Origin of the sequence: Pseudomonas quasicaspiana, assembly GCF_021147825.1 — a bacterium.
Taxonomy (GTDB): Bacteria; Pseudomonadota; Gammaproteobacteria; order Pseudomonadales; family Pseudomonadaceae; genus Aquipseudomonas; species Aquipseudomonas quasicaspiana.
In genome coordinates this window covers 49,073-73,493 of the sequence record NZ_JAGTPI010000022.1, presented here as the reverse complement: position 1 = coordinate 73,493, position 24,421 = coordinate 49,073, and the positions used below count along the sequence as shown (strand labels likewise).

Below are 24,421 nucleotides of genomic sequence, written 5' to 3'. Positions count from 1 at the left end.
TTTTACTGATGAATTTTCGCCCTGCGCTGAGCTGCCGCCACTTCTCCGAGGACAAGCCATGCAACACGAAAAGAACCATTTCATTCTCAAGATCAGCTGTCCGGCAACGTCCGGCATTGTGGCTGCCGTGGCTTCCTATCTGGCGCACAACAGCTGCTACATCGGTGAAATGGCGCAGTTCGACGACGAATTCAGCGGTCGGTTTTTCATGCGTGCGGTGTTCCGTTTCAACGACGGGCACCTTGGCGATATAGCCCAGCTCAAGGCCAACTTCGACGAGGTGGCCAAGGCATTCGATATGCAGTGGGAACTGCATGACACCCGCCAGCCGATGCGTGTGTTGTTGATGGTCAGCAAGTTCGACCACTGCCTGACGGATCTGCTGTACCGCTATCACAAGGGCGAAATGGACATGACCATTACCGCCATCGTGTCCAACCATCTGGACTTGCGCCCGATGGCCGAACGCGAAGGCATTCGTTTTATTTACTTGCCGGTGACCAAGGACAGCAAAGCCAGTCAGGAGGCCGAATTGATGAAGGTCGTCGACGACACCCGCACCGATCTGGTGGTGCTGGCGCGCTACATGCAAATCCTCTCCGACGACCTGTGCAAGCAGCTTTCCGGCCGGGCGATCAACATTCACCACTCGTTCCTGCCCGGCTTCAAGGGCGCCAAACCCTATCACCAGGCCTACGAACGCGGCGTGAAACTGATCGGCGCTACGGCGCATTACGTCACCAGTGATCTGGACGAAGGGCCGATCATCGAGCAGGAAGTACAGCGCGTCGACCACGCCTACCTGCCCGCTGATCTGGTCGCGATGGGCCGCGATACCGAAACCGTTGCGCTGTCCAAGGCCGTCAAATATCACCTGGAGCACCGGGTATTCCTCAATCAGGACAGAACGGTGGTGTTCCGATGAACGCGAGCAAAATCATTGACGGCAAAGCCAGCGCCGCGCGGGTCCTTGCCCAGGTCAAACTGGACGTCAGCACCCTGAAAAAAGACGCCATCGAACCGGCACTGGCGGTGATTCTGGTGGGTGCGGACCCGGCGAGTCAGGTGTATGTGCGCAACAAGATCCTGCGCGCTGAAGAGGCTGGAATCCGCTCGCTGGAATACCGCCTGGACGCCGACATTACTCAAACTCAATTGCTCGACCTGATCGCAGAGTTGAACGCTGACCAAAGCGTCAACGGCATCCTGCTACAGCTACCATTGCCCGCCCACATCCAGGAAGCCCGCGCGTTGCAGGCGATTGATCCGGGCAAGGATGTGGACGGTTTTCACAGTGAAAACGTCGGAGGTCTCAGCCAGGGTCGCGACGTGCTTACACCCTGCACACCCAGCGGCTGCCTGCATTTGCTGCGTGAAGCCTGTGGCGATCTGAGCGGCAAGCACGCAGTGGTGATCGGCCGTTCCAATATCGTCGGCAAGCCCATGGCCGCCTTGCTTTTGCAGGCCCATTGCTCGGTCACCATCGTGCATTCACGCAGCACCGACGCCAAGGCACTGTGCCGCCTCGCCGACATTGTGATCGCCGCCGTCGGCAAGCCCCGCATGATCGACGCCAACTGGCTCAAGCCTGGCGCAGTAGTGATTGACGTCGGCATCAACCGTATCGACGAAGACGGTCGCAGCCGACTCGTCGGCGATGTGGATTTCGACAGCGCCCTGCCCCAGGTTTCAGCCATCACCCCGGTACCCGGCGGTGTCGGGCCGATGACCATCGCTTTCCTGATGAAAAACACGGTCACCGCTGCACGCCAGCAGGCCCTCGCGCAACGTAGCCAATCGGAGGCCGCATGCCTTTCAACCTGCTGAAATACGGGCTGAGCTCGGAGTACCCGGTCGAGGTCGACTTGCCCGCTCCCAAAGAGCTCAAATCTTCTTACGACGTGGTAATCATTGGCGGCGGCGGACACGGGTTGGCCACGGCCTATTACTTGTCGCGCTACCACGGCATCACCAATATCGCCGTGCTGGAAAAAGGCTATCTCGGCGGCGGCAATACAGCACGCAACACAGCAGTGATTCGCTCCAACTACCTGACCAGCGAAGGCGTGAAGTTCTATGCCGAATCGGTGCGGATGTTCGAGGGGCTGTCCAACGAATTCGACTTCAACATCATGTACTCCCATCGCGGCCAGCTGACCCTCGCGCACACCGATGCCACGGTGCGTTCGTTCCGGCAGCGCGCCGAGGTGAACAAGCACTTTGGCGGCCGCACAGAGATGATCGACCGCCAGCAGATCCGCGAACTGGTGCCGAGCCTGAACCTTGATCCAGGCCATATTCCGGTGCTGGCCGGTCTCTGGCACATGGACGGCGCGACCGCACGCCACGATGCCGTCGCCTGGGGCTACGCCAAACAAGCGGCCAAGCGCGGTGTGGAAATTCACCAGCTCACTGAGGTTCAGGAACTGGTCATCGAGAACGGCACCATCACTGCGGTGAAGACCAATCGCGGCACCATCAAGTGCGGCTGTGCCGTGCAGGCGGTGGCCGGGATGAGTTCACAACTGATGAAAAAGGCCGGCATTCGCTCACCGATTCAGACTTTCCCGCTGCAAGCCATGGTGACCCAGCCGTTCAAGCCGTTCCTCGACCCGCTGGTAAGTTCTTCTGCCTTGCACTGCTATGTGCAACAGACCAGCCGTGGCGAAGTGGTCTTCGGCGGCGGCTCCGATCCGTACCCGCTGTTCAACACCCGATCGACCCTGGATCTGAAAGAAAGCCTGCTGGCCCACGCGGTGGAAATGTTCCCGTTTCTGGCCAATGCCAAGTTGATGCGGCAGTGGGCCGGGATCACGGACATGACACCCGATTACAGCCCGATCATGGGGCTTTCACCGGTGAAGAATTATTACCTGGACGCAGGTTGGGGCACCTGGGGTTTCAAGGCAACGCCCATCTGCGGCAAGACCATGGCCGAGCTGGTCGCCAGCGGTGGCAAGACCCCGGACCTGATCAAGCCGTTCGGCCTGGAGCGGTTTTCGACCTTCCAGCAAGTCAACGAAATGGGCGCCACCGCGGCCAGCCACTAAGGAGAGCGGAATATGAAGATCATGAATTGCCCGCTCAACGGGCCGCGCAACATCACCGAATTCACCTACGGCGGCGAGTTCAAGCACATGCCGGACCCAGCCACCTGCAGCGACAGCGAATGGGCCGACTACGTGTTCAACAGCGAAGACATGCTGGGCGTAGTCCGCGAATGGTGGATGCACACGCCGTCCAGCTACTGGTTTCTGGTTGAGCGCCATACCGGCAGCGATGAAATCATCCGCACCTTTGACCCCAAAGAGGTGTTCACCTCAAGGGTCGAATTTACCGCTGCCCCCGCCAAGGAGACCGCCCGATGAGCACGCCTGAAGAATTCCGGGGGACCCGACTGGCCGCGCCGATGGGCCTGCTGATCGACCGCAACAAACCCCTGAGTTTCAGTTTCGATGACCGGCTCTATCAGGGCTATCAGGGCGACAGCGTGGCCAGTGCCCTGCTCGCCAATGGTCGCTTCCTGTTGTCGCGTTCGTTCAAGTACCACCGACCACGCGGACCGCTGACCATGGCGGGCCAGGACGCCAACACGCTGATTCAACTGCCCCATGAGCCCAACGTGCTGGCGGATACTTTCGCCCTGAAAGAAGGCTTGCAGGCCAGCGGACAGAACTTCAACGGTTCGCTGGACAACGATAAGGATGCCTACCTCGGCAAATTCTCGAAATTCATGCCGGTGGGTTTTTACTATCGTTCGTTCTACAAGCCCAAGGGCGCGTGGAAAGTCTGGGAGCCGATCATTCGTAAAAAAGCCGGGCTGGGCGTGCTCGACCTGAAGTTTCAACCCGAGTATTACGACAAAGCCTATCTGTTCACTGACCTGGCGGTGATCGGTGCCGGTCCTGCCGGGTTGCAGGCGGCACTGACGGCGGCCAACGCTGGTGCCAAAGTACTGCTGATTGAGCAACAGCCCATTCTCGGTGGTTCGCTCACCTACGCCCGTTTCGACATCGACGGCCAGCGTAGCGAACAACTGCGCCGCGAACTGGTGGAAGCTGTCGAGCACCACGCCAACATTCGCGTCCTCAAACAAGCCACCTGCAACGCCTGGTTCACCGATAACTATTTGCCGGTGATTCAAGGCAAGCGCATGTACAAAGTGCGCGCCAGCCAATGCCTGATTGCCAGCGGCTCATTCGATCAGCCGGTGATTTTTCGCAATAACGACCTGCCCGGCGTCATGCTGACCAGCGCCGCGCAACGCCTGATGAAGCTGTATGCGGTCAAACCCGGAAAACGAGCGGTGGTCCTGACCGGCAATGACGATGGCTACCTCGCCGCGCTGGATTTGCACGAACAGGGTGTCACCGTGGCGGCGCTGGTAGACATGCGCGCTCACCCGGCAGACCGGGCGCTGTTGCTGGCCCTGGAACAACGCGGCATCAGCTGTCACCAAGGCAGCACGGTGTATGAGGCGCTGCATGAAAAAGGCATGCGTCATGTCAGCGGCGTTGATCTGCGCAAGATTACCGGCCAGGGTCAGGTGGCTGGCGGCGGCCAGATCGTCGACTGCGATCTGCTGTGCATGTCCGGTGGTTACATGCCGGTTTATCAATTGCTGTGTCAGGCTGGAGGCAAACTCAGCTACGACGATCAACTGGCCGAGTTCACCCTGAGCGGCCTGCCGAACAACCTCAGCGTGGCCGGTTCGGCTCAGGGCTACCATGCGCTGGACAACGTGCTGGCTGATGCGACTCACGCGGCGGCCAACATCGTCGTCGCCCTGAGTCTTGAATTGAGCGTCAAACCCCTGCCCTTGCAGGCCGAAGCGCAGGTCAACTTCCCGTGGCCGATTTTCCCCCATCCCAAAGGCAAGGATTTCGTCGATTTCGATGAGGACCTGCAGGTGCGCGACATCATCAATGCCACCCGCATCGGCTATCGCGATGTGCAACTGGTCAAACGCTACTCAACCGTCGGCATGGGGCCGTCGCAGGGTCGCCATTCGGCGTTGCCCACGGCGCGGCTGGTGGCTTCGTCAACACAACGCAGCGTCAGCGAAACCGGCGTGACCACCGCTCGTCCACCGTTCGAAGCCGAGAAGCTGGCCCATGTAGCCGGGCGGGCGTTCGATCCATATCGCCAGACACCGATGCACAAGCGCCACGTCGAAGCAGGCGCCAAGATGATGCCCGCGGGCATCTGGCAGCGCCCGGCCTATTACGGCAAACCCCATGAGCGGGAAACCTGCATGCAGCAGGAAGCCCTGCACGTGCGCAACAAGGTCGGCATCATCGACGTATCGACGCTGGGCGGTCTGGATGTGCGCGGCCCGGATGCCGCCGAACTGCTTAACCGCATGTACACCTTTGCCTTCATCAAACAGCCGGTGGGTCGCTCACGCTACGCGCTGATGACCAATGAGCTCGGCGTGGTGATCGATGACGGAGTGTGTGCACGTTTCGCCGACAACCACTTCTACGTCACCGCCACTACCAGCGGCGTTGATCGCATCTATCAGCAGATGCTCAAGTGGAACGCCCAGTGGCGCCTGAACGTCGACATCGCCAACGTCACAGCCGCAATTTCCGCGGTCAACGTGGCCGGACCGGACTCGCGCAAGGTGCTGGAAAAGGTCTGCAACGATCTGGATTTATCCGCAGAAAGCTTTCCCTATCTGGGGGTGCGCGAAGGCACGGTCGCAGGGATCAAGGCGCGCTTGTTGAGGGTCGGTTTCGTAGGTGAGCTGGGTTATGAAATCCACGTTCCGGCACGTCATGCGCTCAAGCTTTGGGACGCGCTGATCGAAGCGGGCAAAGAACACGACATGCGCCCGTTTGGTGTGGAAACCCAGCGTTTGCTGCGCCTGGAAAAAGGTCACGTAATCATCAGTCAGGACACCGACGGCATGACCCACCCGGCCGAAATCGACATGGGTTGGGCGGTCAGCCGCACCAAGCCGTTCTTTGTCGGACGACGCTCGGTGGACATCCTCGAAGCACAACCGATGAAACGCAAACTGGTGGGCTTCACCCTGCCGAAAAACAGCCCGCAGCCGCTGGAAGGTCATCTGGTACTGAAATGTCCGGACATCAGTGGCAACGTCACGTCCTGCGAATACTCGTCGAGCCTGGGCAAGATCATTGGTCTGGCCTACGCGGCATTCGATCAGAGCCAGCCGGGGCAACAGATTCCAATTCGCGTCGAAGGCGGCGTGGTGGTCCAGGCCACGGTCGTAAAACTGCCATTCTTCGATCCCGAAAACCAACGTCAGGAGCTTTGAGCCATGTCCAGCCTGCAAGCGGAACGTTACATCGGGCCAGGCCCGCTCCAACAATGCGCCCTGATTGACCTGACTGATGTACCCAGAGTCGGTTTTCGCGGCCAGCAAAGCGCCGAGTACCTCAGCGCTCGGGGCTTCTATCTGCCGGACGCGCCAAACCGTGCGGTGACCCAGGCCGACGGCAGTCATGTTGCCCGGCTGTCTCAGACGGAATACCTGATCCTGGGCAGCCTTGAGGATGAAGGCCAACGCATCGCCGACGAAGAAGCCCGCTGGGAGCTGGATCACAACGCCAACTACCTGCTGCCCCGGCAAGACAGCCACGCCTGGCTACAACTCAGTGGCCTACACGTCAGCGAAGTCATGGCCAAACTCTGCGGCGTGGATTTGCGCCCGCAGGCGTTCCCGGAGGGCGCAGTAGCGCAAACCTCAGCGGCGCGGATCAATGTGATCGTTATCAACCTGGGCTCGCAGGAGTTGCCCGCGTTCCAGCTCCTCTGCGACCGCGCTTCACTGGAGTACTTCAAGGGCGCCGTGCTGGATGCCATGGGCGAGTTTGACGGGGTGTTGATTCTCAAGTGATCGCTGGTGTTGATGTGGCGAAGGATGAAAAAGCCAAAATCGCGGGATCACACCAGAACCTGTGGGAGCGAGGCTTGCCCGCGATACAAGCACCGCGGTCTATCTGATAAACCGCGGCGCCCTTATCGCGGGCAAGCCTCGCTCCCACATTGATATCTGTTTGCTGCGCGACAGCGCGGTGTCAGTGACACCGACGCGGCTCCCACATGAAACCGCCTACAGGATCGGTTCAACGCCTACCTCATCCGAACAGCACCTGCGGAATTACCTATGCTCGATACCTCTGAAAAAGACACCGATTACAGCGTCCCGGCCCTGGCTAGGGGGTTGAGTGTGCTGGGGATGTTCAACGCCCGGACTCGCAGCCTGAGCATTCAGGAAATCGCCGAGCGCCTCGGCGTCAGCACGTCGGCGGTGTACCGGATTCTGTTTACCCTCACCAGCATGGGCTACCTGAACAAACTCAACACGCAGTACGAGCTGGGAGCCAGGGTCATCAGCGACGGCTTCAGTTACCTGGCCAGTCGCGACATCGTGGAAGTGGCCATGCCACACCTCAACCTGCTGCGCGACCGCACCTCGCTGTCCTGCCACCTGAGCATTCGCGAACAAACCGACAGCCTGTATCTGTTCCGCGCGTTTGCAGCCCAGCGGCTTTCGGTCAACATCCCCATCGGCACGCGTATCGCCTGTCACTGCACGGCCATGGGGCGGATATTGTTGACGGCCTTGAACGAAACAGAGCTGGCACAGCTGTATCAACACGTGCGGCTGGACGACTACCCCACTCCCGCCCCGCGAACCCTGCCTGAATTGCAACGACTGATCACCGAGGACCGGGACCGCGGGTGGGTACTGCATCTGTCCGACTACTCCACAGCGATTGCAACGTCTGTCCGGGATCACAACGGCCATGTAACGGCAGCAATCAATCTCTCCGGACCGGATGCGGTCATGGATCCCGAAGGTGCCACGGACCGCTTCCAGCAACTGCTTTTTGAATGCAGTGCCGGCATCAGTCGCGACCTGGGTTTTGCACCGCAAACCCTCTGATTCAGCGCCAACCGATTTCCCCCGGTACGTCTTGCTCAAGAACTCCGAAATACTGCCGATAGCGGCATACCATAATACTAATTAGCAACACATCTGCGTGCCTGCCAAACCCCTCCTGAGACTGCTCAGGGTGTTAGCCAGAACTGCAATCGGAGCATGGATGAATATCAAACAGAAATTGACGTGGGCATTCGCGGTCATCGCGTCCCTGCCGATCATCGTCGTTGCCAGCATCGTCATCATCAACCTGCGCAGCGATGCGACCGATGGATTCTCCGACAGCAGTGGCCGTGAAATACGGCAGGTCGCCAATGCGATGCAGCTGTTTTTCGACGGGATCAGCCAAAACGTTGAATACCTTGCTGCCAATCCTCTGCTGACCGGTGCAGGCAATGGCCTAAAGAGTTTCATGACCTCTGATCAGCAAAATGCTCCCGAATCCGAAACGGACAAGAGCATCATTGCCCTGTTCGACCGCATGGGCGTAAGCCACCCCGCTTACTCCTACATTTCCTACGGCCTCGCCAACGGCAGTTATGTACCTTGGCCTGAAGGCCAGAAATTCGGTGATTACGACCCGCGAGTCCGACCTTGGTACAAGGCGGCCCTGGCCACTCCGGGCAAGGTCGTGCGCAGCGACGCTTATTATTGGGCGGCTGACGACGCGGTGATGGTCAATACCGGGCGTACCATCAGTAACTCACTGGGCAACCCCGGCGGCGTGGTGGGCATCGACGTAACACTCAAGCAGCTGACGAGCATCGTCAAGCAGATCAAACTGGGCGAAAGCGGTTACCTGATGCTGCTGGAAAAAAGCGGCAACATTCTGGTGGATCCACGTAAACCCGAGCACAACTTCAAGAAAATTTCCGACCTTGGCGATGGTTACGCCGAACTGGCCAAAACCACCAAGGGACTGGTCGAAGTCGAACTTGATGGCGAGCGCTATATGGCCAACGTGTACCCATCCGAACAATTGGGCTGGAACTTCATCGGTCTGATCAAGCAGGACGAAGTGATGGGATCGGCCACACGCCTGACCTGGCTGATAGCCGTAATTGCTGCAGTACTGGCGATTATTTTCGCAATCCTTGGCGCCAGCTTCGCCTCGCTCATCGTGCGCCCGATTCGCAGCGTGGCCAGCGGTCTGGAAGGCATTGCTCAAGGTGAAGGCGACCTGACCCATAACCTGGATGTGCGCGGCAATGATGAAACGGCGCAACTGGCTAACTGGTTCAACAAGTTCCTGGCCGCGATCCGCAGCCTGATCCAGCACATTGGCCTGGCCGCGAACAAGATTCTCGATACCTCCACCAGCTCGACCCAGGTGTCGAACAACATGGCCGACGCCGCAGGACGTCAGCGTGAAGCGGTTGACATGGTGTCGACTGCTTTCCATGAAATGGTCGCCACGGCCAACGAAGTCGCCCGCTCGTGCAGTCAGGCCGCGGACTCGGCAGACAACGGCCAGCGTCAGGCCCGCGAAGGCCAGCGCCAGATCGACGATGCGGTGAGCAGCGTTGATCAGTTGAGTTCTGAACTGTCCCAATCAGCCACCGCGATGGTGCAGTTGGAAAAAGACAGCAACGCCATTCAGTCGATTCTCGACACCATTCGCTCCATTGCTGAACAGACCAACCTGCTGGCACTCAACGCAGCCATCGAAGCAGCGCGGGCCGGTGAGCAAGGTCGCGGGTTTGCGGTGGTGGCCGACGAAGTCCGGGCTCTGGCCAAGCGGACGGCTGATTCCACCGCCGAGATCGATAACCTGCTCGGTACCCTCGCCCGCCGCACGTCGTCGGTGACGCAACAAATGAACGCCAGCCTCGCCGTGTCGCAGCAATCGGTCGAGAAAATCGGCCAGGCACGCAGCAGCTTCGGGCAGATCCGTGAGTCGGTGGATGTGATCCGCGACATGAACACCCAGATCGCGACCGCTGCTGAAGAGCAGCACCATGTAGCGGAAGACATCAACCGGCACATCAGCCAGATCCATGGCGATGCGCAGCTGGTGGCCGAACTTGCCGAGTCAGCCCGTGCCGACTCCCGCAGTCTGGCCGCCCTGTCCAGCGAACTGGACAGTCTGGTCAAGCGTTTCCGGACTTGATGGGTAGCGGCGGGTCGAGATAAGCACTTCGACCCGCCGCAACATTCAGAAACATCCAGCCTTCAACACAAATAGAAATAATTCCCGATAGAGACGTTATACTGTAACGAATCTAAAAGGAATGTCAGAAATGCCCCCTCGCAAAATGGCCTCATTCGCAGGCCTCGCTTTTGGTCTTTTGGCCGACGCCAGCTACGCAGAACAAACACCGCAAACCTATGAACTCGACACGATCACGGTCAACGCTGACGCCAATTATGAGTCAGCGACGGGCCCGGTCAGCGGCTACCGCGCCACCCGCTCCGCCACTGCCACAAAGACCGATACGGCGATCAAAGACATTCCGCAATCCATCAGCGTGATCCCCGCCAGCGTGCTCAAGGACCTGGGCAGTCATAACGTGGAGCGCGCGCTGGATTACGCCGGTGGCGTATCGAAACAGAATAATTTCGGCGGCCTGACCCTCTACGAATACAGCATTCGCGGCTTTACCACGTCCGAGTTCTACAAGGACGGCTTCAGCGCCAACCGTGGCTACCCAAGCACACCGGACGCCGCCAATGTCGAACGCATCGAAGTGCTCAAAGGTCCCGCTGCCAGCCTGTATGGTCGAGGTGACCCTGGTGGCACGGTAAATATCGTCACTAAAAAACCTCAGGCCGATGCCTTCACCACACTGCAGACCAGTGCAGGCAGTTGGGACCGCTACCGCACCGCACTGGACGTCAACGCTCCGCTGAATGACGACAAGAGCGTGCTTTCCCGAGTGAACCTCGCGGTAGAAGACAACAACAGCTTTCGCGATCACGTCGACAGCAAACGGGTTTTCGTTGCTCCGACGTTCAGTTGGCAACTGAGTCCGGACACGTCTCTGTCGGTGGAGACCGAGTTTGTCCGTCATACCTCGACCTTTGACCGCGGCATCGTCGCCCCCAACAACAAGTGGAGCGGCATGTCCCGGCGAACCTTCCTCGGTGAGCCAAACGACGGCGACATCGATAACGACAACAACATGATCCAGGCGGCGCTGGAGCATCACTTGAATGACTTCTGGTCGTTGCGTCTGGCCAGTCATTACAAGGAAGGTGAGCTGTCCGGTTACGCCTCGGAAAGCCGCGCACTGAATGCTGACGGCCGTACGGTCAATCGCCGCTACCGCGAGCGGGACATGAACTGGCACGACAGCATTACCCAGCTTGAACTGCGCGGTCTGGTGGACATTGGCAGTTGGGAGCACCAACTGTTGATCGGCACCGAGTACGAGAACTACCGCAAGAACGAGCGCGTGACCAATACCGCGGGCAGCCCGTATGCCATCGATATCTACCAACCGGTTTACGGCCAGCCCAAGCCCAGCGGCATACGTTCCGGTACGGACTTCTTCGAGCACGTCGAAAGCCAGGCGCTGAACCTGCAGGACCAGATCGTTTTCACCGACAAGCTGCGCGGCATGATCGGCGCGCGCTTCGAGCATTTCGAACAGAGCATCGACGACTACACCGTCAACCTCACCAACAAGCAGCAGCACAACGCGCAGACCTACCGCACCGGCCTGCTCTACCAGCTCACGCCGCAAGTCGGCCTGTTCGCCAACGCTTCCACTTCGTTTAAGCCCAATAACGGTACTGACGCTGCTCGAAAGAGCTTCGATCCCGAGGAAGGCGTTGGCTATGAAGCCGGCATCAAGACCGAACTGTTCGATGATCGTCTGAGCGCCACCGTCGCCGCTTTCCATATCGAAAAGGAAAACGTACTGACGCCCGAACCGGGCACCGACTTCAGTCGCGCCATTGGCAAGGCGCGCAGCCAGGGTGTCGACCTGCAATTCACCGGGCAAGTGACCGATGCGGTGCGAGTGATTGGCGCGTTTGCCTACATCGACGCAGAGGTCACCAAAGGCGACACGACCATTCCCACGGGTAGCCGCATCCTCGGCGTGGCCAAACGCAGCGGCAGTCTGCTCGGGGTTTACGAGTTTCAGAACGGCCTGCTTAAAGGCTCGGATCTGGGTGCAGCGTTCACGTATGTCGGCGACCGGTCCGGCGAGGCAGGCAAAAGCTTCGAGCTGCCCGCATACCACACCGTCGACCTGCTGGCGCATTACAAGGCCAATGAAAACGTCACCGTTGGCCTGAACCTGAACAACCTCTTCGACGAGAAATACTTCGAGCGTTCCTACAGCAATTATTGGGTCGCCCCCGGCGAACCACGCAACTTCACCGTCAGCCTTACCCTCAGCCTCTGATTAACAAGGACTTACCATGCATTTTCCAAAAACAATTATGGCCCTGAGCCTGCTCGGCGCTTTCTCCATGCAACAGGCCAATGCACATGGGCTATGGACCGAAGAGCGGCGCGGCAACATCGAAGTGGTTTACGGCCATGGTGCCGAGGACAGCAAGTTCAAAGCGGAAAAAGTCAGCGGCGCCTGGGCCTATGACATGAATGGCAAGATGATCCCGGTGACCGTCGAACGCCTTGCCGACCATGCCCGTCTACAACCTTTGAGCAGGCCGGCGGTGATGTCAGTCGCGCTGAACAATGGCATGTGGTCGCAGACTGCGGACAAGAAATGGACCAACGAAGGCCGCACCAAAGTCCCCGGTGCGGTTACAGCCTTGCAGACTTTCAAGTACAGCCTGGCGATCTACGAACCGGGCGTGAAGTTACCAACACTGAAAGGCTTGAAACTGGTCATCGTGCCGCTGGCCGACCCGCTGAGCGTCGGCCCGGGCAAAGCGTTACCGGTGCAAGTACTGCTGGATGGCAAACCGCTGGCAGGGATCAAACTGATCGGCGACTACCGCAGCCAGCCGGATGAAGTCAGCGCAACCACTGACGCCCAAGGCCGGGCCAGTGTCGTGGTGCGCAACGAGGGACTGAACGTCATTGCAGCCGAGACCGTGGTCAAAGTCAGCGGCAATCCGGACATTGACGAACAAGGGTTGTTTACATCGCTGACGTTTGTGGGTGAGGCGCATCACGAGTGATAACACCTGATTTGTAATGCTTTTCTGTAGGAGCGCACGAGCACCGCGAGGCCGCGATAGCGGTGTTTCAGACAGATCGCTATCGCGGCCTCGCGGTGCTCGTGCGCTTCTACAGGTCTAGCGTTTGCCTCGAGACACCGCGCCTACAAGTTCAGATATTAGAAATACTTCAACCAGGCAATGTCCTTACGCCGCGCCTTGAAGCTGGCAAATGCTTTGACGGCGGGGAACAAACCTACCGCCAGCAACACCGAACACAACCATACCGCGCCCACCGAATCGAAGCCAAAGTAATTGCCTTTGTTCGTGCCCCATATCGCCACGGCAATCAGGTACAGAATCTTCAGCACATACAGGTGCAACAGGTAGAAGAACATCGGCGCAGCACCGAACACCGGCAACGGCTTGAACCACGCCCGCCCTGCTGCCTTCTCGAACCAGACCAGCAACAACATACCGATGCCCAGCGTCAGGCTGAGGAACAACAGCGATGGCGGGTACTTGGTGATATTGAAAAAGCTCATCACTGTCTGCACGGTGGTCTCACCGATCGACCAGGGCTTCTCGCCGTAACCGTTCACCAGACGCAACAGGAAGAACAGCGCCAGCAGACCCAATCCTGCTAATACCAGACTATTTTGACGCTTGCGCGCATCAGCACCGGATGCGAACCACGGACCCGCCGCGTAACCCAGGGCAATCACACCGATCCACGGCAGCAACGGATATGACGTGCGCAGACGCAAACCATCCCAAGGCACAAGCCAACCGCGATCATGCAGGATCGCCCACGGCACATACATCGCCGACTCCTGAGTGAAGTGCAGCGTATCCAGCAGGTTATGCCCGGCAATGATTACCACGCCGATTACCGCCAGCGCAGGTCTTGGCAGTTTTACCAGGATCGCCAAGGCCACCATGCTCAAACCAATGGCCCAAATCACTTGCAGGTAAACCGTGGTCGGCGGGAACTGGAAGGTCCAGGCGAAGTTCACCAGCGTGACTTCCAGAGCAATCAGGAACAGCCCGCGCTTGAACAGAAAGCCAGACACCTCACTCGCCCCGTGGCGTTCGCCGTAGAGATAAGCCGACAGACCGGTCAGGAAGATGAACAGCGGCGCACACAGATGCGCCAGCGTGCGGCTGAAAAACAATTCAGGCGGCGTGGTGGTCACGTCCATCGGGTCTGAAACCTGGAGGTGCAGCAGGAAGGTTTCGCGAACATGGTCGAGCAACATGAACAGAATGATCAGGCCGCGCAACGCGTCAATCGATTGCAATCGAGTGGAAGCCTGAGGCTTCAGAGGGAGGGTCGTCATTGAAAAACTCATGGTGAGGGATTGGTGCGAAAGCGGCTGCTATCAGTTCAAACGAACGACTGCGCACAATCTTGAAAAAGCGCATTAATGTTATGTTATATCAACAACCAGTACAATTAGCCGTGGTGAGGTTATGCAGGATCTGCTCCAGAACGCTCACGGGTGTGCAGGAGCCAGTCAGTTAACCGCCATAACGTTATTCACTAATGTTATTTAAATATTTTTTCTTATACCTATATCGTCTGCCTATCCCTCGCATCTTCTCTGTTCAACGCTGGAGCACGGCATGACAAACACCTCGACACGTCGCCCTCGACTTTCCCGTCTGGCCACCTCGCTGGGCCTGGCGGCGACGCTTCTGACCGGCAGCTTCGCCATGCCAACCGCCGCGCAGGCTGAAGGACAACTGCGCATCGCCGAACAATTCGGCATCGTTTACCTGCTACTCAACGTCGTGCGTGATCAGAACCTGATCGAGAAGCACGGCAAGGCGGATGGCGTGGACATCAAGGTCGACTGGACGCAATTGTCGGGTGGCGCAGCCGTCAATGACGCACTGCTGACCGGCGCTGTTGATATTGCCGGTGCGGGTGTCGGGCCATTGCTGACCATCTGGGACCGGACCCACGGCAAGCAGAACGTCAAGGCCGTCGCTTCGTTGGGTAACTTTCCGTACTACCTGGTCAGCAACAATCCCAAGGTAAAAACCATCGCGGACTTCACCGAGAAGGATCGCATCGCAGTCCCTGCGGTGAGCGTTTCGGTTCAGTCACGTTATCTGCAATATGCGTCGGCCAAACTGTGGGGCGATGCGGAATATGCGCGACTGGATAAATACACTGTCAGCCTGCCGCACCCTGACGCAGCGGCAAGCATCATCGCAGGCGGCACCGAGCTGACCGGGCACTTCTCCAACCCGCCATTCCAGGAGCAGGAAGTAGCAGCCAAAGGCGTGCATGTGGTGCTCAACACCTATGACCTGCTGGGTCCGAACTCGCCGACGCTGCTGTTCGCCACTGAAAAATTCCGCAACGAGAATCCGAAGACCTACAAGGCGTTCATTGAGGCGCTTAGCGAAGCTGAAGACTTCATTCGTAAAGACAAAGGTGCTGCGGCAGACACTTACATTCGTGTCACCAAGGCGAAGATTGATCGAGATGAGCTGCTGAAAATCATCGACAACAAGGACTTCGAGTTCACCATCACACCGAAGAACACTTACCCACTGGCCGAATTCCTGCACCGCGTCGGCGCGATCAAGAACAAGCCTGCGTCGTGGAAGGACTACTTCTTCCAGGATGCGAAGCCGTTGCAGGGTAGCTGAGATTAAACCTGACTGTAGGAGCTGCCGAAGGCTGCGATGGCGGTGTTTCAGGATGATCGCTTTCGCAGCCTTCGGCAGCTCCTACAGGGTCCTGCTCAAGTCTTTGGCAGACGCTCTTATTCGACACCCCGCAACCCGCTCATCAACTCTTCCCGGCACTTGAGCAGCGCTTTCTCGATGCTTTCCCTGGCCTGGACAATTCTCCAGGCCGGGCCCGCCACGTCAATCGAGTAGAAACCCTGCGGCGTCTGCAAACTCACGGCCACGGACGCCACGCCCTGGGTATGTTCTTCATTACCGAACGCGATCCCGCTCTGCCGTATTTCATCCAGTTGCTCAAGCAGCAGCGGCAAGGTCAGGGTGTTGGCCGTCAGCGCCTTGATCTTGCGGCCGATCAATTTGACCACTGACTCGTTGTCCATCCTGGCCAGCAAGGCCTTACCACCGCCAATGCCATAGATGTTCAGAATGCCCCCGGGCCCGGAAGAAACCCTCAAGGAATGACTCGACACCACGGTGTGCAAAATCAATAGCTCAGCCCCCGCAGCACTGGCCAGCACAATGGTCTCGCCGGTTTCCGCCCCAAGCTTTTCAAGATAAGGCCGCGCCTTCTGCACGATGTCCACATGACTGTGAGAAGCCAGACGCATCAGCGCCGGGCCCAGACAGATTCCGCCTCGTCCGTGGACTTCCAGCAGCTCTTCAAGCGCCAGCGCATCGACCAGTCGCTGCACCGTGGAGCGAGGCAATTCACAGCGTTTGGCGATTTCCCCAAGGCTCAAGCCAGCAGGCTCTCCTTCGAGGCTGCGCAGGATCGCCGCTGCACGGGAAATAACCTGTACACCACCGCGATCTGAATCCGTCGTCGTCATGGACACACCTTGTCATAAGTACCACTGATTGATACAGTGTACCGCCTTGCAGTTAATAACTGAAACACCCTCAGCAGGATTTTTTACGTGTCAGCGCCTTCCCCACCGCCCTCTCCGGCTCCCTTTACACTCCGTCTGGCCCTGGGTCTGATCGGCGTGCTGATTGCGGCTCTGACCTCCGGGATCAATGATCGCGTCACCGATATCACGCTGGCCGACATTTTAGGCGTGTACGGTCTGGGACACGATGACGGCACCTGGATTAGCTCCGTCTACGCTGCTGCCGAAGTCTCGGCCATGTTGCTTGCCCCCTGGTTTGCAGTGACCTTTTCCCTGCGCCGCTTCGCCATTGTCGCGACCTTCGCGTTTACTTTTTTCGGCGCCATCATTCCCTTCGCGCCCAACCTGGAAAGCCTGGTCACCCTACGCATATTGCAAGGCATCGCAGGCGGTGCGCTGCCGCCGTTGTTGATGACGGCCGCGTTACGTTTTCTGCCTTGGCATATCAAGTTGTACGGTTTGTCCGCCTACGCGCTGACGGCTACCTTCGGCCCCAACCTGGCGATGCCACTGGCTGCACTGTGGACCGAAGGCGTCGATTGGCGAATGGTGTTCTGGCAGATCATCCCTTCAGGGCTGATCGGTGCGGCGCTGATTGCGTATGGATTGCCCCAGGACCCGTTGCGTCTTGAACGCTTCAAACAGGCTGACTGGCGCGGCGCATTGCTGGGGGTCAGCGGCATCACCATGCTGGTCATCGCCCTCACCCAAGGCGAGCGTCTGGACTGGCTCAACTCATCACTGATCAGCTTCCTGTTACTGGGCGCTGCAGTGTGTCTGCCCGCGTTTCTGATCAATGAATGGTTTCATCCGCTGCCGCTGTTCAAGCTGCAATTGCTCAAGCGCCGCAACTTCAGTTACGGCTTGATCACGTTGTGTCTGTTTCTCTTTGTCGGGCTGGCAGGCAGCGCAATTCCGGCGTCTTATCTGACTCAGATTCAAGGTTACCGCCCGCTGCAAACCATGCCCACGGCGTTGATTATCGCCTTGCCGCAACTGCTGATTGCCCCGCTCGTGGCGCTGGTAATCAACCGCAACTGGGTCGACTCGCGCTATGTAATTGCCTCCGGCCTCGGCTTGCTGACCATCGCCTGCCTTGGCGGTTCACAGATCACCAGCGAATGGATTCGCGACGATTTCTACCTGCTGCAATTACTGCATACCTTCGGCCAGCCGTTGGTGGTAGTGCCATTGTTGATGAATGCTACTGGCGTGATTCAACCCCTTGAAGGTCCGTTCGCATCGTCCATGGTCAACACACTGCGCGGGCTGTTTTCAGTGATTGCCGGGGCTGCGCTGGAAAACTTCGTCACCCATCGCGAGCACTTCCACTCCAACGTTCTGCTCGACGGAGTGGGCACAAGGCTGCAGGGTCTTGAGCCCTTGCACAGCGTTCAGAGCACTGCTGCGCTGGCCCGTCAGGTCAAGGAACAGGCCTACGTATTGAGTTTCAGTGATGCCTTCCTCGCATTGCTGGCCGTCATCGGCGTTTTGCTGGTCATTCTGCTGACCCTGCCCAAGCGCGCCTATCCACCGCAACCTCCGGTACCGTCATGAAACAGCACAGAACCGCCCTCTCCCTGGCCTGCGTCGCCGTCGTCGTTTGTCTCGCTTACATCGGTTATCGCCTGATCAGCGGCGGCACCGTGCAACAGACCGACGACGCTTATATCCGCGCCGACTCGGTACTGGTTTCGCCGCGCCTTTCCGGGCAGATCAGCAAAATCGCCGTTGACGACAACCAGTGGGTCAAGGCTGGAGACTTGCTGGCTGAAATCGACAACGCCGATTACCGGGTCGCACAACTGTCAGCCAAAGCCAACGTTGAAGCAGCATCGGCACAGATTCAGAACCTCAAGGCCAGTATCCAGCGTCAGGCTGCGGTCATCGATCAAGCCGCCGCGACCACCCGCGCCACCGCTGCATCACTCAAGTTCGCTCAGGAAAACGCCAGGCGTTACCTGAACCTGTCCAACGCTGGTGCCGGTACTCAGCAGGAACGCCAGAAAGCCGATGCCGAACTGCTGGGCTGGCAGGCAGCTCGAGATCGTGATGAAGCCTCGCGCGTCGCGGCGTCCAGGAGTCTGGATGTGCTCAAGGCACAATTGGAAGTCGCCAAGGCGGCGCTGGAGAAGGACCAAGCGGCCTTGCAACAGGCGGATCTGAATCTGTCCTATACCCGCATTACCGCACCGCAAGACGGCATGGTCGGCCAGCGCTCGGTCCGGGTCGGCGCTTATGTTTCTCAGGGGCAAGCCTTGATGGCCGTTGTGCCGTTGCAGGACGCCTTCGTGGTCGCCAACTTCCGCGAAACCCAACTGGCTCACATGCAGCCGCAACAGAAAGTCGAGCTGAGCGTGGACAGCTTCCCCGATCACACCTTCAGCGGTTACATCGACAGTATTGCCCCGGCGACCGGTGTCTCGTTCTCGCCGATTGCGCCGGATAACGCGACGGGCAATTTCACCAAAGTCACTCAGCGCATGCCGGTGAAAATCAGGTTCGATGCCGATCAGCCGGATCTGCAGAAGCTGCGGATCGGCATGTCGGTCGTGGCGCGTATCGACACCGCGCAGGAGCATTGAGATGAAACGTTGCCTGCTGTTCGCCGCCATGGTCAGCCTCGGTGCCTGCTCGGTCGGCCCGGACTTTCAACGCCCGCAAGCGCAACTGCCGCAGACCTGGCAGACCAACGTCCGCCCCGGTACGGCACCGGGCAGCCCTGCTGACAGCCAGTGGTGGCAGCAACTGGGCGACCCGCAATTGACCGCACTGGTGGAGCGCTCTGCCAAGGCCAATCTCGACGTGCGCGCCGCCAGTAATCGCCTGGAACAAAGCCGGGTCATGCGTCAGGTAACCGGCAGCCAGCAATTACCCGGTGTTGCCGCCAATGGCAGTTACCGTCGTGCACGCAACAGTGCCGAAGGCCTTAATGATCCTTCCGGCGAACAAGGCCAGGCCCCGTTTGAACTGTGGAGCGCCACGCTGGACGCCAGTTGGGAGCTTGACCTTTGGGGGCGTGTACGGCGCAACGTCGAAGCCGCCGATGCGGAAATCGAGCTGACCCAGGCCCAGCGCGACGGCGTGCTGTTGAGCATCGCCGCCGAGACCGCCACCGATTACATTCGTCTGCGCGGCGTGCAGGCCAAGCTCGGTGTAGCCCGGCAGAACCTGGAGATCGCCAGACAGAGCCGGGCGTTGACTCAGGCCCGTTTCGACAACGGCGTGACTACCAATCTCGACACCTCCAACGCGGCTGCTCAAGTGGCGACCATCGAGGCAGTGATTCCAACCCTGGGTGCCGAACAGGATCGCCTGATCAACGCCCTGAGTTATCTGCTCGCCGAACCACCTCGTGCGTTGAGCGCTGAACTGCTAGAACCGAAAAGCATTCCTCATCCGGCACCGGACGTGCCGCTGGGGCTGCCCTCGGAACTCGCCCAACGGCGCCCGGATATCCAGCAAAGCGAAGCCGCCCTGCACAGAGCCACCGCAGCAATCGGCGTTGCACAAGCTGACTTTTATCCACGGATCAGCCTGGGTGCGAGCTTCGGTACGCAAGCGCGGGACGGCTCGGATGTGGGTGCGTGGAGCTCCCGCCAATGGACCTATGGCCCTAGCCTGTACCTGCCGATCTTTCAGGGTGGCCGCCTGACCGGCACTCTGGAACTGCGTAAACGCCAGGAACAGGAAGCAGCGTTGAATTACCAGCGTGTCGTGCTCGGCGCCTGGCATGAAGTCGATAACGCCATGAACGACTACGCCGCAGAGAAGCAGAAGCACAGCGCCCTGCAAGAAGCCGTCAGCCAGAACAACATAGCCCTGAGCACCGCCCGCGACCGCTACACACAAGGGGCAGCAGATTTCATCAACGTGCTGAATGTGCAACGGGCATTGCTGGATACCCAAAGTGCTCTGGTGGACAGCGCGACGGCGGCTGCGATTGACCGGATCAGACTGTACCGCGCACTGGGTGGTGGTTGGCCAAAGGGGTGAAACACTATGGACGAGTGTCCACATAACTGTGGGAGCCGCCCCGGTGTCACTGACACCACGCTGTCGCGCAGCAAACACGGGACCTGTAGGAGTGAGCTTGCTCGCGATTCGATCTGTTGGTCGATGAATATATTGCCTGTGCTGAAGCTATCGCGAGCAAGCTCACTCCTACAGAAAATGCATTTCAAATCAGGTAGTTATTTCTTATTTGATAGGAGCTGGGCTTGCCCGCGATAGGTCTGGGCGCGATCTAAAGTGAACCGTATCCAGCCTTATCGCGAGCAAGCTTGGCTCCCACAGGGATCGGCGCAATTCAGATAAAAAAACAGGCTGCCCTCATGCCAAAGGAACAGCCTGTAAAAACAACGAAGTTTTTGAGTCGCTTTCAGCTCATCACTTGGCTGTAATCACCGACAATTTGGTAATCCCTGCCCGCTCGATGGACGCCATGGCGCGCGCCACTTCCCCGTAGTTCACGCCATCGTCAGCCTGCAATTGCACGCGTACGTCCGGGGCTTTTTCCCTGGCGGCCTTGAGGTTGGTTTCCAGCAGATCCGGCTGGATTTCATCCTTGTTGATGAACAACTTGCCCTGCCCGTCGATGCTCACCACCAGCGGATCTTTCTGCTCTACCGGGGCGACGGACTCGGTCTTTGGCAGGTTGATCGGGATCGAGTTGGTCAGCAGTGGCGCGGTCACAATGAACACCACCAGCAGCACCAGCATCACGTCCACCAGCGGCGTGACGTTGATCTCGCTCAGGACTTCATCGCTGTCTTGTGTGGAGAAAGCCATCTCAGGATGCCTCCTGCACTTTCTGGCCAACTGTCGGTGCAGCGTGCTTGTTCAAAACAGGGTGCAGCAACACGCGGAACGAGTTCTTCTGGGCAAGGCTGTAGAAGTCGTGAGCGAAGTCATCCAGATCAGCAGCGGTCAGTTTCAGGCGACGCAGAAAGTAGTTGTAAACCAGCACAGCCGGTACCGCGACTGCAATACCGACGCCGGTGGCGACCAGTGCTGCGCCAATCGGACCGGCAACCGTTTCGAGGCTCGCCGACCCCGCCGCACTGATGCCTTTCAAGGCGGACATGATGCCCCAGACCGTGCCGAACAGACCGATAAAGGGCGAGGTGCTGCCGATGCTGGCAACCACCGCCAGACCGGTTTCCAGCGAGCGGCGCTCCCGAACGATCTGCTGACGCAAGGCGCGTTCCAGGCGGTCCTGATGATTGATCGCCTGACTCAGGTCAGTGGCTTGCGCGCCATCCGGCACCTGAATCGCGGCATAACCGGCCAACGCCACACGAGCGGCGGCACCCGGTTGTTCCTGAGCCAGTTGAGCGGCGGAATCAAGGCTCGATGCAGCCCAGAATTGCTTGTGGAATTTGCGGTCCTGATTCTTCAGGCGGGTGAACTGAACGCCCTTGAGCAGGGCCAGGCCCCAGGTCGCAACGGAAAACAGGACCAGCAGCCAGATGACGGCGTGCTCGACGGATTCGAAAGGGGAAGCAAGTAGGTTCATGGCACGGCTCTCTCTGAACAAGGCATGTGTGGTGTAGCGATGCGCCTTTTGTTCAGGTAGCTCGCGAGGTCAATCTGATGTCTGGACTCCGATCGGGTATTGACCGAATCCTGACTGGAATAATCAGCGAATCTTGAAATCGATGGGCACGCTGACCCAACCGTCCTGGGCGACGTCGCCCTGCTTGGCCGGTACGAAGCTCCAGCGTTTCACTGCTGCCAGGGCCGCGTCGTCGAGCTGATCGCGTCCGCTGCTTTTCTGCAGTTGAATCTCACCCGGTTTGCCGCTGGCCAGTACATGCACGCGCAGCAACACCGTCCCTTCCCAGCCGCGACGCATGGCCAGTGCCGGGTATTCCGGGGCCGGGTTTTTCAGGTAACCGGCGTTGGCAGATGCAGGCGTTACCGGTTTTGGTGCAGGTGGCGCGGGCGGCGCAGGGGCTGCAACCGGTTGCGGCGGTGCCGGTGGTACTGGCGGTTGTTCCACGGGTTTGGCGACCGGCTTGGGCACAGGTTTGACCACTGGCTTAGGCTTTGGAACAGGCTTGGGCGGTGGCGGTTTGACCGCGAGTTCGTCTTCCACTGGCGGTGGCGGTTCCTGAACCACCGGTTGCACGATGGGCTCGGGCGGCGGTGGTGGAGTCTCGACAACCGGCGGCGCAGGTTGAGAAAACTCGATGGTCATAGGTGGAACTTCGGGTGGCGCTACCGGCAGCGGCGCTGGCGGATTCTGGTTGACCCAGTAAATGACCGCGCCGTGCAACACCAAGGCGAATACTCCCAGCAACACGGCCTCACGACGGCTCAAAATCCGTTTCGGCGTGCTGTGCAGACGCGACAGCGCCAAGGGACCGCGATAAACGCGCCCCAGATCGAGCAGTTCGCCGCCCGGTGCCGGACGCCACAGCACATCAAGTGCGCTGGCGCTTTGGACATTGCCCATTGTCTGCTCCTGCAAAACCTTCAAATGAAAAGCCCGAGGCAGAGCGGATGGCTCTGCGACGACGCTTGAGTTAAATAATCCACGAGACAATATATTTCTTAAAAGAATATTTTCTCAGATGGTTATTCGTTAATTGCATAACACCCGATTTCAATTTGCGAACACTGACCTGTGGGAGCCGGGCTTGCCCGCGATAAGTCTGGACGGGATTTAAAGTGAACCGAGTCCAGCCTTATCGCGAGCAAGCTCTGCTCCCACAAGAAAAATCCCCCAGCTCGGAATCACGTACTCTCCCGCTCAATCACTTCACACTTGAGCAGATTCAAGCGCTGTAACTCACCCTCCAGCTCGACCACTCCAAGACTCTGCAGCAGCCGTGTGGCGGCCAGCACACCGATCTCCAGTGCAGGAGGCTTGATCGTGCTCAAACTGGGCAGCAGCATCTCGGCAAAGGCGTAATCACCAAACCCCAGCACTGCACAATCCTGCGGAATACGCAGCCCTGAGCGTTGCCCCGCCAGGAGGCCGCCCGCCGCCAGGTTGTCATTGGCGAATACAATCGCATCGGGTTTTTCAGCCGCGCTCATCAGCGCCTGCATCGCCTGTTTACCTGCTTCGAAGGGTGCGCGATCCGGATCCGGTGCAAACAGGATCGGCGTCATCCCCAGCTCGATCAGCGTCGCCGCGCAGCCGTCGCGGCGCTCGATGGCACTGAAGTCACCCGCGGCGCTGTTCTGCACGAAAGCAATCCTTCGGTAACCCTTGCCGTGCAGGTAACGCGCAGCGGTGACACCCACTTCGTAGTGGGAAAAACCAATCTGGATCGGCGCACGATCCGGCTGGTAATCCCAGGTTTCCACCAGTGGAATGTCCGTGTCAGCCAGCATTTTCTCGGTGCCCACGCTGTGAAAATGGCTGGTCACTACCAGTGCTGCGGGTGACCAACCGAGAAAGGCGCGAACAGCGCTCTCCTCCTGCTCCGCAGAGAAATAACTCGATGCCAAAAGCAACTGATATCCGTGCCGCGTGAGCGTGTCGCTGAAGCCCTGAATGGTGCTGGCGAAGATCGGTCCGGAGATGTTCGGCACTACCATGCCGACGATTCGCCCGCGGGCCGACGCCAGACCGCCCGCCACCAGATTGGGTACATAACCCAGCTCCGCCACTGCGGCCGCAATACGCTCGCGGTGCTCGTCCGAGACCTGATCCGGCTGATTGAAATAACGCGAGACCGTCATCGTCGAAACACCGACGTGTTTAGCCACCGTATCCAGCGTGATGCGCCCTGCCCCACGGCGTTTGCGGGGCGGACTTTTCTGATCGCTCAAGGCTGATGCCCTTCTAACAAAAAGGAATATAAAAGTAATT

General features: G+C 58.9%; 20 protein-coding genes and 1 pseudogene. 15 read left to right on the top strand and 6 right to left on the bottom strand.

The window, feature by feature from the left end:
• The first annotated feature begins 58 nt into the window (after positions 1-58).
• The 11 genes and pseudogenes from purU (at position 59) to KDX30_RS14925 (ending at position 13,018) form a co-directional block, all read left to right on the top strand.
• The gene (gene purU, locus KDX30_RS14970; protein ID WP_231676741.1) at positions 59-925 is read left to right on the top strand and encodes a formyltetrahydrofolate deformylase; all 867 of its coding nucleotides are present in this window, start codon (positions 59-61) and stop codon (positions 923-925) included.
• Entirely contained in the window at positions 922-1,827 is a 906-nt protein-coding gene (folD, locus tag KDX30_RS14965) for a bifunctional methylenetetrahydrofolate dehydrogenase/methenyltetrahydrofolate cyclohydrolase FolD (RefSeq protein ID WP_231676739.1), read from the top strand. Before purU ends, folD begins: the two co-directional genes overlap by 4 nt.
• A complete protein-coding gene (locus tag KDX30_RS14960) occupies positions 1,809-3,050 on the top strand; it encodes an FAD-dependent oxidoreductase (protein WP_099271045.1) in 1,242 nt (413 codons plus the stop codon). The genes folD and KDX30_RS14960 overlap by 19 nt, the downstream gene beginning before the upstream one ends.
• A gap of 12 nt (positions 3,051-3,062) precedes the next feature.
• Positions 3,063-3,368, top strand: a complete 306-nt coding sequence (locus KDX30_RS14955; RefSeq protein WP_099271046.1) for a sarcosine oxidase subunit delta — start codon at positions 3,063-3,065, stop codon at positions 3,366-3,368.
• Entirely contained in the window at positions 3,365-6,286 is a 2,922-nt protein-coding gene (locus KDX30_RS14950; protein WP_231676737.1) for a 2Fe-2S iron-sulfur cluster-binding protein, read from the top strand. The genes KDX30_RS14955 and KDX30_RS14950 overlap by 4 nt, the downstream gene beginning before the upstream one ends.
• Before the next feature lie 3 nt (positions 6,287-6,289).
• Complete coding sequence (locus tag KDX30_RS14945) at positions 6,290-6,868, top strand: sarcosine oxidase subunit gamma (RefSeq protein ID WP_122708833.1); 579 nt, start codon at positions 6,290-6,292, stop codon at positions 6,866-6,868.
• Positions 6,869-7,138: 270 nt separating this feature from the next.
• Positions 7,139-7,921 (top strand): IclR family transcriptional regulator, encoded by a 783-nt coding sequence (locus KDX30_RS14940; RefSeq protein WP_231676729.1) that lies wholly within the window; start codon positions 7,139-7,141, stop codon positions 7,919-7,921.
• Between the two features lie 160 nt (positions 7,922-8,081).
• Positions 8,082-9,170, top strand: a pseudogene (locus KDX30_RS29770) (cache domain-containing protein); the annotation flags it as partial.
• A gap of 90 nt (positions 9,171-9,260) precedes the next feature.
• Complete coding sequence (locus tag KDX30_RS29765) at positions 9,261-10,028, top strand: methyl-accepting chemotaxis protein (RefSeq protein ID WP_406643890.1); 768 nt, start codon at positions 9,261-9,263, stop codon at positions 10,026-10,028.
• A gap of 130 nt (positions 10,029-10,158) precedes the next feature.
• The gene (locus KDX30_RS14930; RefSeq protein WP_231676727.1) at positions 10,159-12,273 is read left to right on the top strand and encodes a TonB-dependent siderophore receptor; all 2,115 of its coding nucleotides are present in this window, start codon (positions 10,159-10,161) and stop codon (positions 12,271-12,273) included.
• A 16-nt stretch (positions 12,274-12,289) separates the two neighbouring features.
• Positions 12,290-13,018: a DUF4198 domain-containing protein gene (locus KDX30_RS14925; RefSeq protein WP_122394758.1), complete on the top strand. Its 729-nt coding sequence runs from the start codon at positions 12,290-12,292 to the stop codon at positions 13,016-13,018.
• A gap of 158 nt (positions 13,019-13,176) precedes the next feature.
• Here the strand turns inward: KDX30_RS14925 and KDX30_RS14920 are convergent, their stop codons facing one another.
• Positions 13,177-14,337, bottom strand: coding sequence for a DUF1624 domain-containing protein (locus tag KDX30_RS14920; protein ID WP_231676725.1), 1,161 nt, complete (start codon positions 14,335-14,337; stop codon positions 13,177-13,179).
• Positions 14,338-14,623: 286 nt separating this feature from the next.
• Here KDX30_RS14920 and KDX30_RS14915 point away from each other — a divergent pair, with 286 nt between their 5' ends.
• Positions 14,624-15,661, top strand: a complete 1,038-nt coding sequence (locus tag KDX30_RS14915; RefSeq protein ID WP_027902828.1) for an ABC transporter substrate-binding protein — start codon at positions 14,624-14,626, stop codon at positions 15,659-15,661.
• Between the two features lie 116 nt (positions 15,662-15,777).
• Here the strand turns inward: KDX30_RS14915 and KDX30_RS14910 are convergent, their stop codons facing one another.
• Positions 15,778-16,533: an IclR family transcriptional regulator gene (locus KDX30_RS14910; RefSeq protein ID WP_231676723.1), complete on the bottom strand. Its 756-nt coding sequence runs from the start codon at positions 16,531-16,533 to the stop codon at positions 15,778-15,780.
• Positions 16,534-16,620: 87 nt separating this feature from the next.
• Here KDX30_RS14910 and KDX30_RS14905 point away from each other — a divergent pair, with 87 nt between their 5' ends.
• The 3 genes from KDX30_RS14905 to KDX30_RS14895 are packed head-to-tail and all read left to right on the top strand — an operon-like array spanning position 16,621 to position 20,589.
• A complete protein-coding gene (locus KDX30_RS14905; RefSeq protein ID WP_231676722.1) occupies positions 16,621-18,150 on the top strand; it encodes an MFS transporter in 1,530 nt (509 codons plus the stop codon).
• Positions 18,147-19,178, top strand: a complete 1,032-nt coding sequence (locus KDX30_RS14900; RefSeq protein ID WP_231676720.1) for an HlyD family secretion protein — start codon at positions 18,147-18,149, stop codon at positions 19,176-19,178. The genes KDX30_RS14905 and KDX30_RS14900 overlap by 4 nt, the downstream gene beginning before the upstream one ends.
• A 1-nt stretch (position 19,179) precedes the next feature.
• On the top strand, positions 19,180-20,589 hold the full coding sequence (locus KDX30_RS14895; protein ID WP_231676718.1) for an efflux transporter outer membrane subunit: 1,410 nt from the start codon (positions 19,180-19,182) through the stop codon (positions 20,587-20,589).
• 393 nt (positions 20,590-20,982) lie between these two features.
• Here the strand turns inward: KDX30_RS14895 and KDX30_RS14890 are convergent, their stop codons facing one another.
• The 4 genes from KDX30_RS14890 to KDX30_RS14875 all read right to left on the bottom strand — a co-directional run bounded on the left by KDX30_RS14890 (position 20,983) and on the right by KDX30_RS14875 (position 24,381).
• Complete coding sequence (locus KDX30_RS14890) at positions 20,983-21,384, bottom strand: ExbD/TolR family protein (RefSeq protein WP_027902823.1); 402 nt, start codon at positions 21,382-21,384, stop codon at positions 20,983-20,985.
• A gap of 1 nt (position 21,385) precedes the next feature.
• Positions 21,386-22,111 (bottom strand): MotA/TolQ/ExbB proton channel family protein, encoded by a 726-nt coding sequence (locus tag KDX30_RS14885; RefSeq protein WP_027902822.1) that lies wholly within the window; start codon positions 22,109-22,111, stop codon positions 21,386-21,388.
• A 123-nt stretch (positions 22,112-22,234) separates the two neighbouring features.
• A complete protein-coding gene (locus KDX30_RS14880) occupies positions 22,235-23,053 on the bottom strand; it encodes an energy transducer TonB (protein WP_231676716.1) in 819 nt (272 codons plus the stop codon).
• A gap of 281 nt (positions 23,054-23,334) precedes the next feature.
• A complete protein-coding gene (locus KDX30_RS14875) occupies positions 23,335-24,381 on the bottom strand; it encodes a LacI family DNA-binding transcriptional regulator (RefSeq protein WP_231676714.1) in 1,047 nt (348 codons plus the stop codon).
• Positions 24,382-24,421 lie beyond the last annotated feature (40 nt).

Bases quoted from the DNA above. Each gene is read 5' to 3' on its own strand.
- purU (WP_231676741.1), top strand. From the start codon at position 59: ATGCAACACGAAAAGAACCATTTCATTCTCAAGATCAGCTGTCCGGCA.
- folD (WP_231676739.1), top strand. From the start codon at position 922: ATGAACGCGAGCAAAATCATTGACGGCAAAGCCAGCGCCGCGCGGGTC.
- KDX30_RS14960 (WP_099271045.1), top strand. From the start codon at position 1,809: ATGCCTTTCAACCTGCTGAAATACGGGCTGAGCTCGGAGTACCCGGTC.
- KDX30_RS14955 (WP_099271046.1), top strand. From the start codon at position 3,063: ATGAAGATCATGAATTGCCCGCTCAACGGGCCGCGCAACATCACCGAA.
- KDX30_RS14950 (WP_231676737.1), top strand. From the start codon at position 3,365: ATGAGCACGCCTGAAGAATTCCGGGGGACCCGACTGGCCGCGCCGATG.
- KDX30_RS14945 (WP_122708833.1), top strand. From the start codon at position 6,290: ATGTCCAGCCTGCAAGCGGAACGTTACATCGGGCCAGGCCCGCTCCAA.
- KDX30_RS14940 (WP_231676729.1), top strand. From the start codon at position 7,139: ATGCTCGATACCTCTGAAAAAGACACCGATTACAGCGTCCCGGCCCTG.
- KDX30_RS29765 (WP_406643890.1), top strand. From the start codon at position 9,261: ATGGCCGACGCCGCAGGACGTCAGCGTGAAGCGGTTGACATGGTGTCG.
- KDX30_RS14930 (WP_231676727.1), top strand. From the start codon at position 10,159: ATGCCCCCTCGCAAAATGGCCTCATTCGCAGGCCTCGCTTTTGGTCTT.
- KDX30_RS14925 (WP_122394758.1), top strand. From the start codon at position 12,290: ATGCATTTTCCAAAAACAATTATGGCCCTGAGCCTGCTCGGCGCTTTC.
- KDX30_RS14920 (WP_231676725.1), bottom strand. From the start codon at position 14,337: ATGACGACCCTCCCTCTGAAGCCTCAGGCTTCCACTCGATTGCAATCG.
- KDX30_RS14915 (WP_027902828.1), top strand. From the start codon at position 14,624: ATGACAAACACCTCGACACGTCGCCCTCGACTTTCCCGTCTGGCCACC.
- KDX30_RS14910 (WP_231676723.1), bottom strand. From the start codon at position 16,533: ATGACGACGACGGATTCAGATCGCGGTGGTGTACAGGTTATTTCCCGT.
- KDX30_RS14900 (WP_231676720.1), top strand. From the start codon at position 18,147: ATGAAACAGCACAGAACCGCCCTCTCCCTGGCCTGCGTCGCCGTCGTC.
- KDX30_RS14895 (WP_231676718.1), top strand. From the start codon at position 19,180: ATGAAACGTTGCCTGCTGTTCGCCGCCATGGTCAGCCTCGGTGCCTGC.
- KDX30_RS14890 (WP_027902823.1), bottom strand. From the start codon at position 21,384: ATGGCTTTCTCCACACAAGACAGCGATGAAGTCCTGAGCGAGATCAAC.
- KDX30_RS14885 (WP_027902822.1), bottom strand. From the start codon at position 22,111: ATGAACCTACTTGCTTCCCCTTTCGAATCCGTCGAGCACGCCGTCATC.
- KDX30_RS14880 (WP_231676716.1), bottom strand. From the start codon at position 23,053: ATGGGCAATGTCCAAAGCGCCAGCGCACTTGATGTGCTGTGGCGTCCG.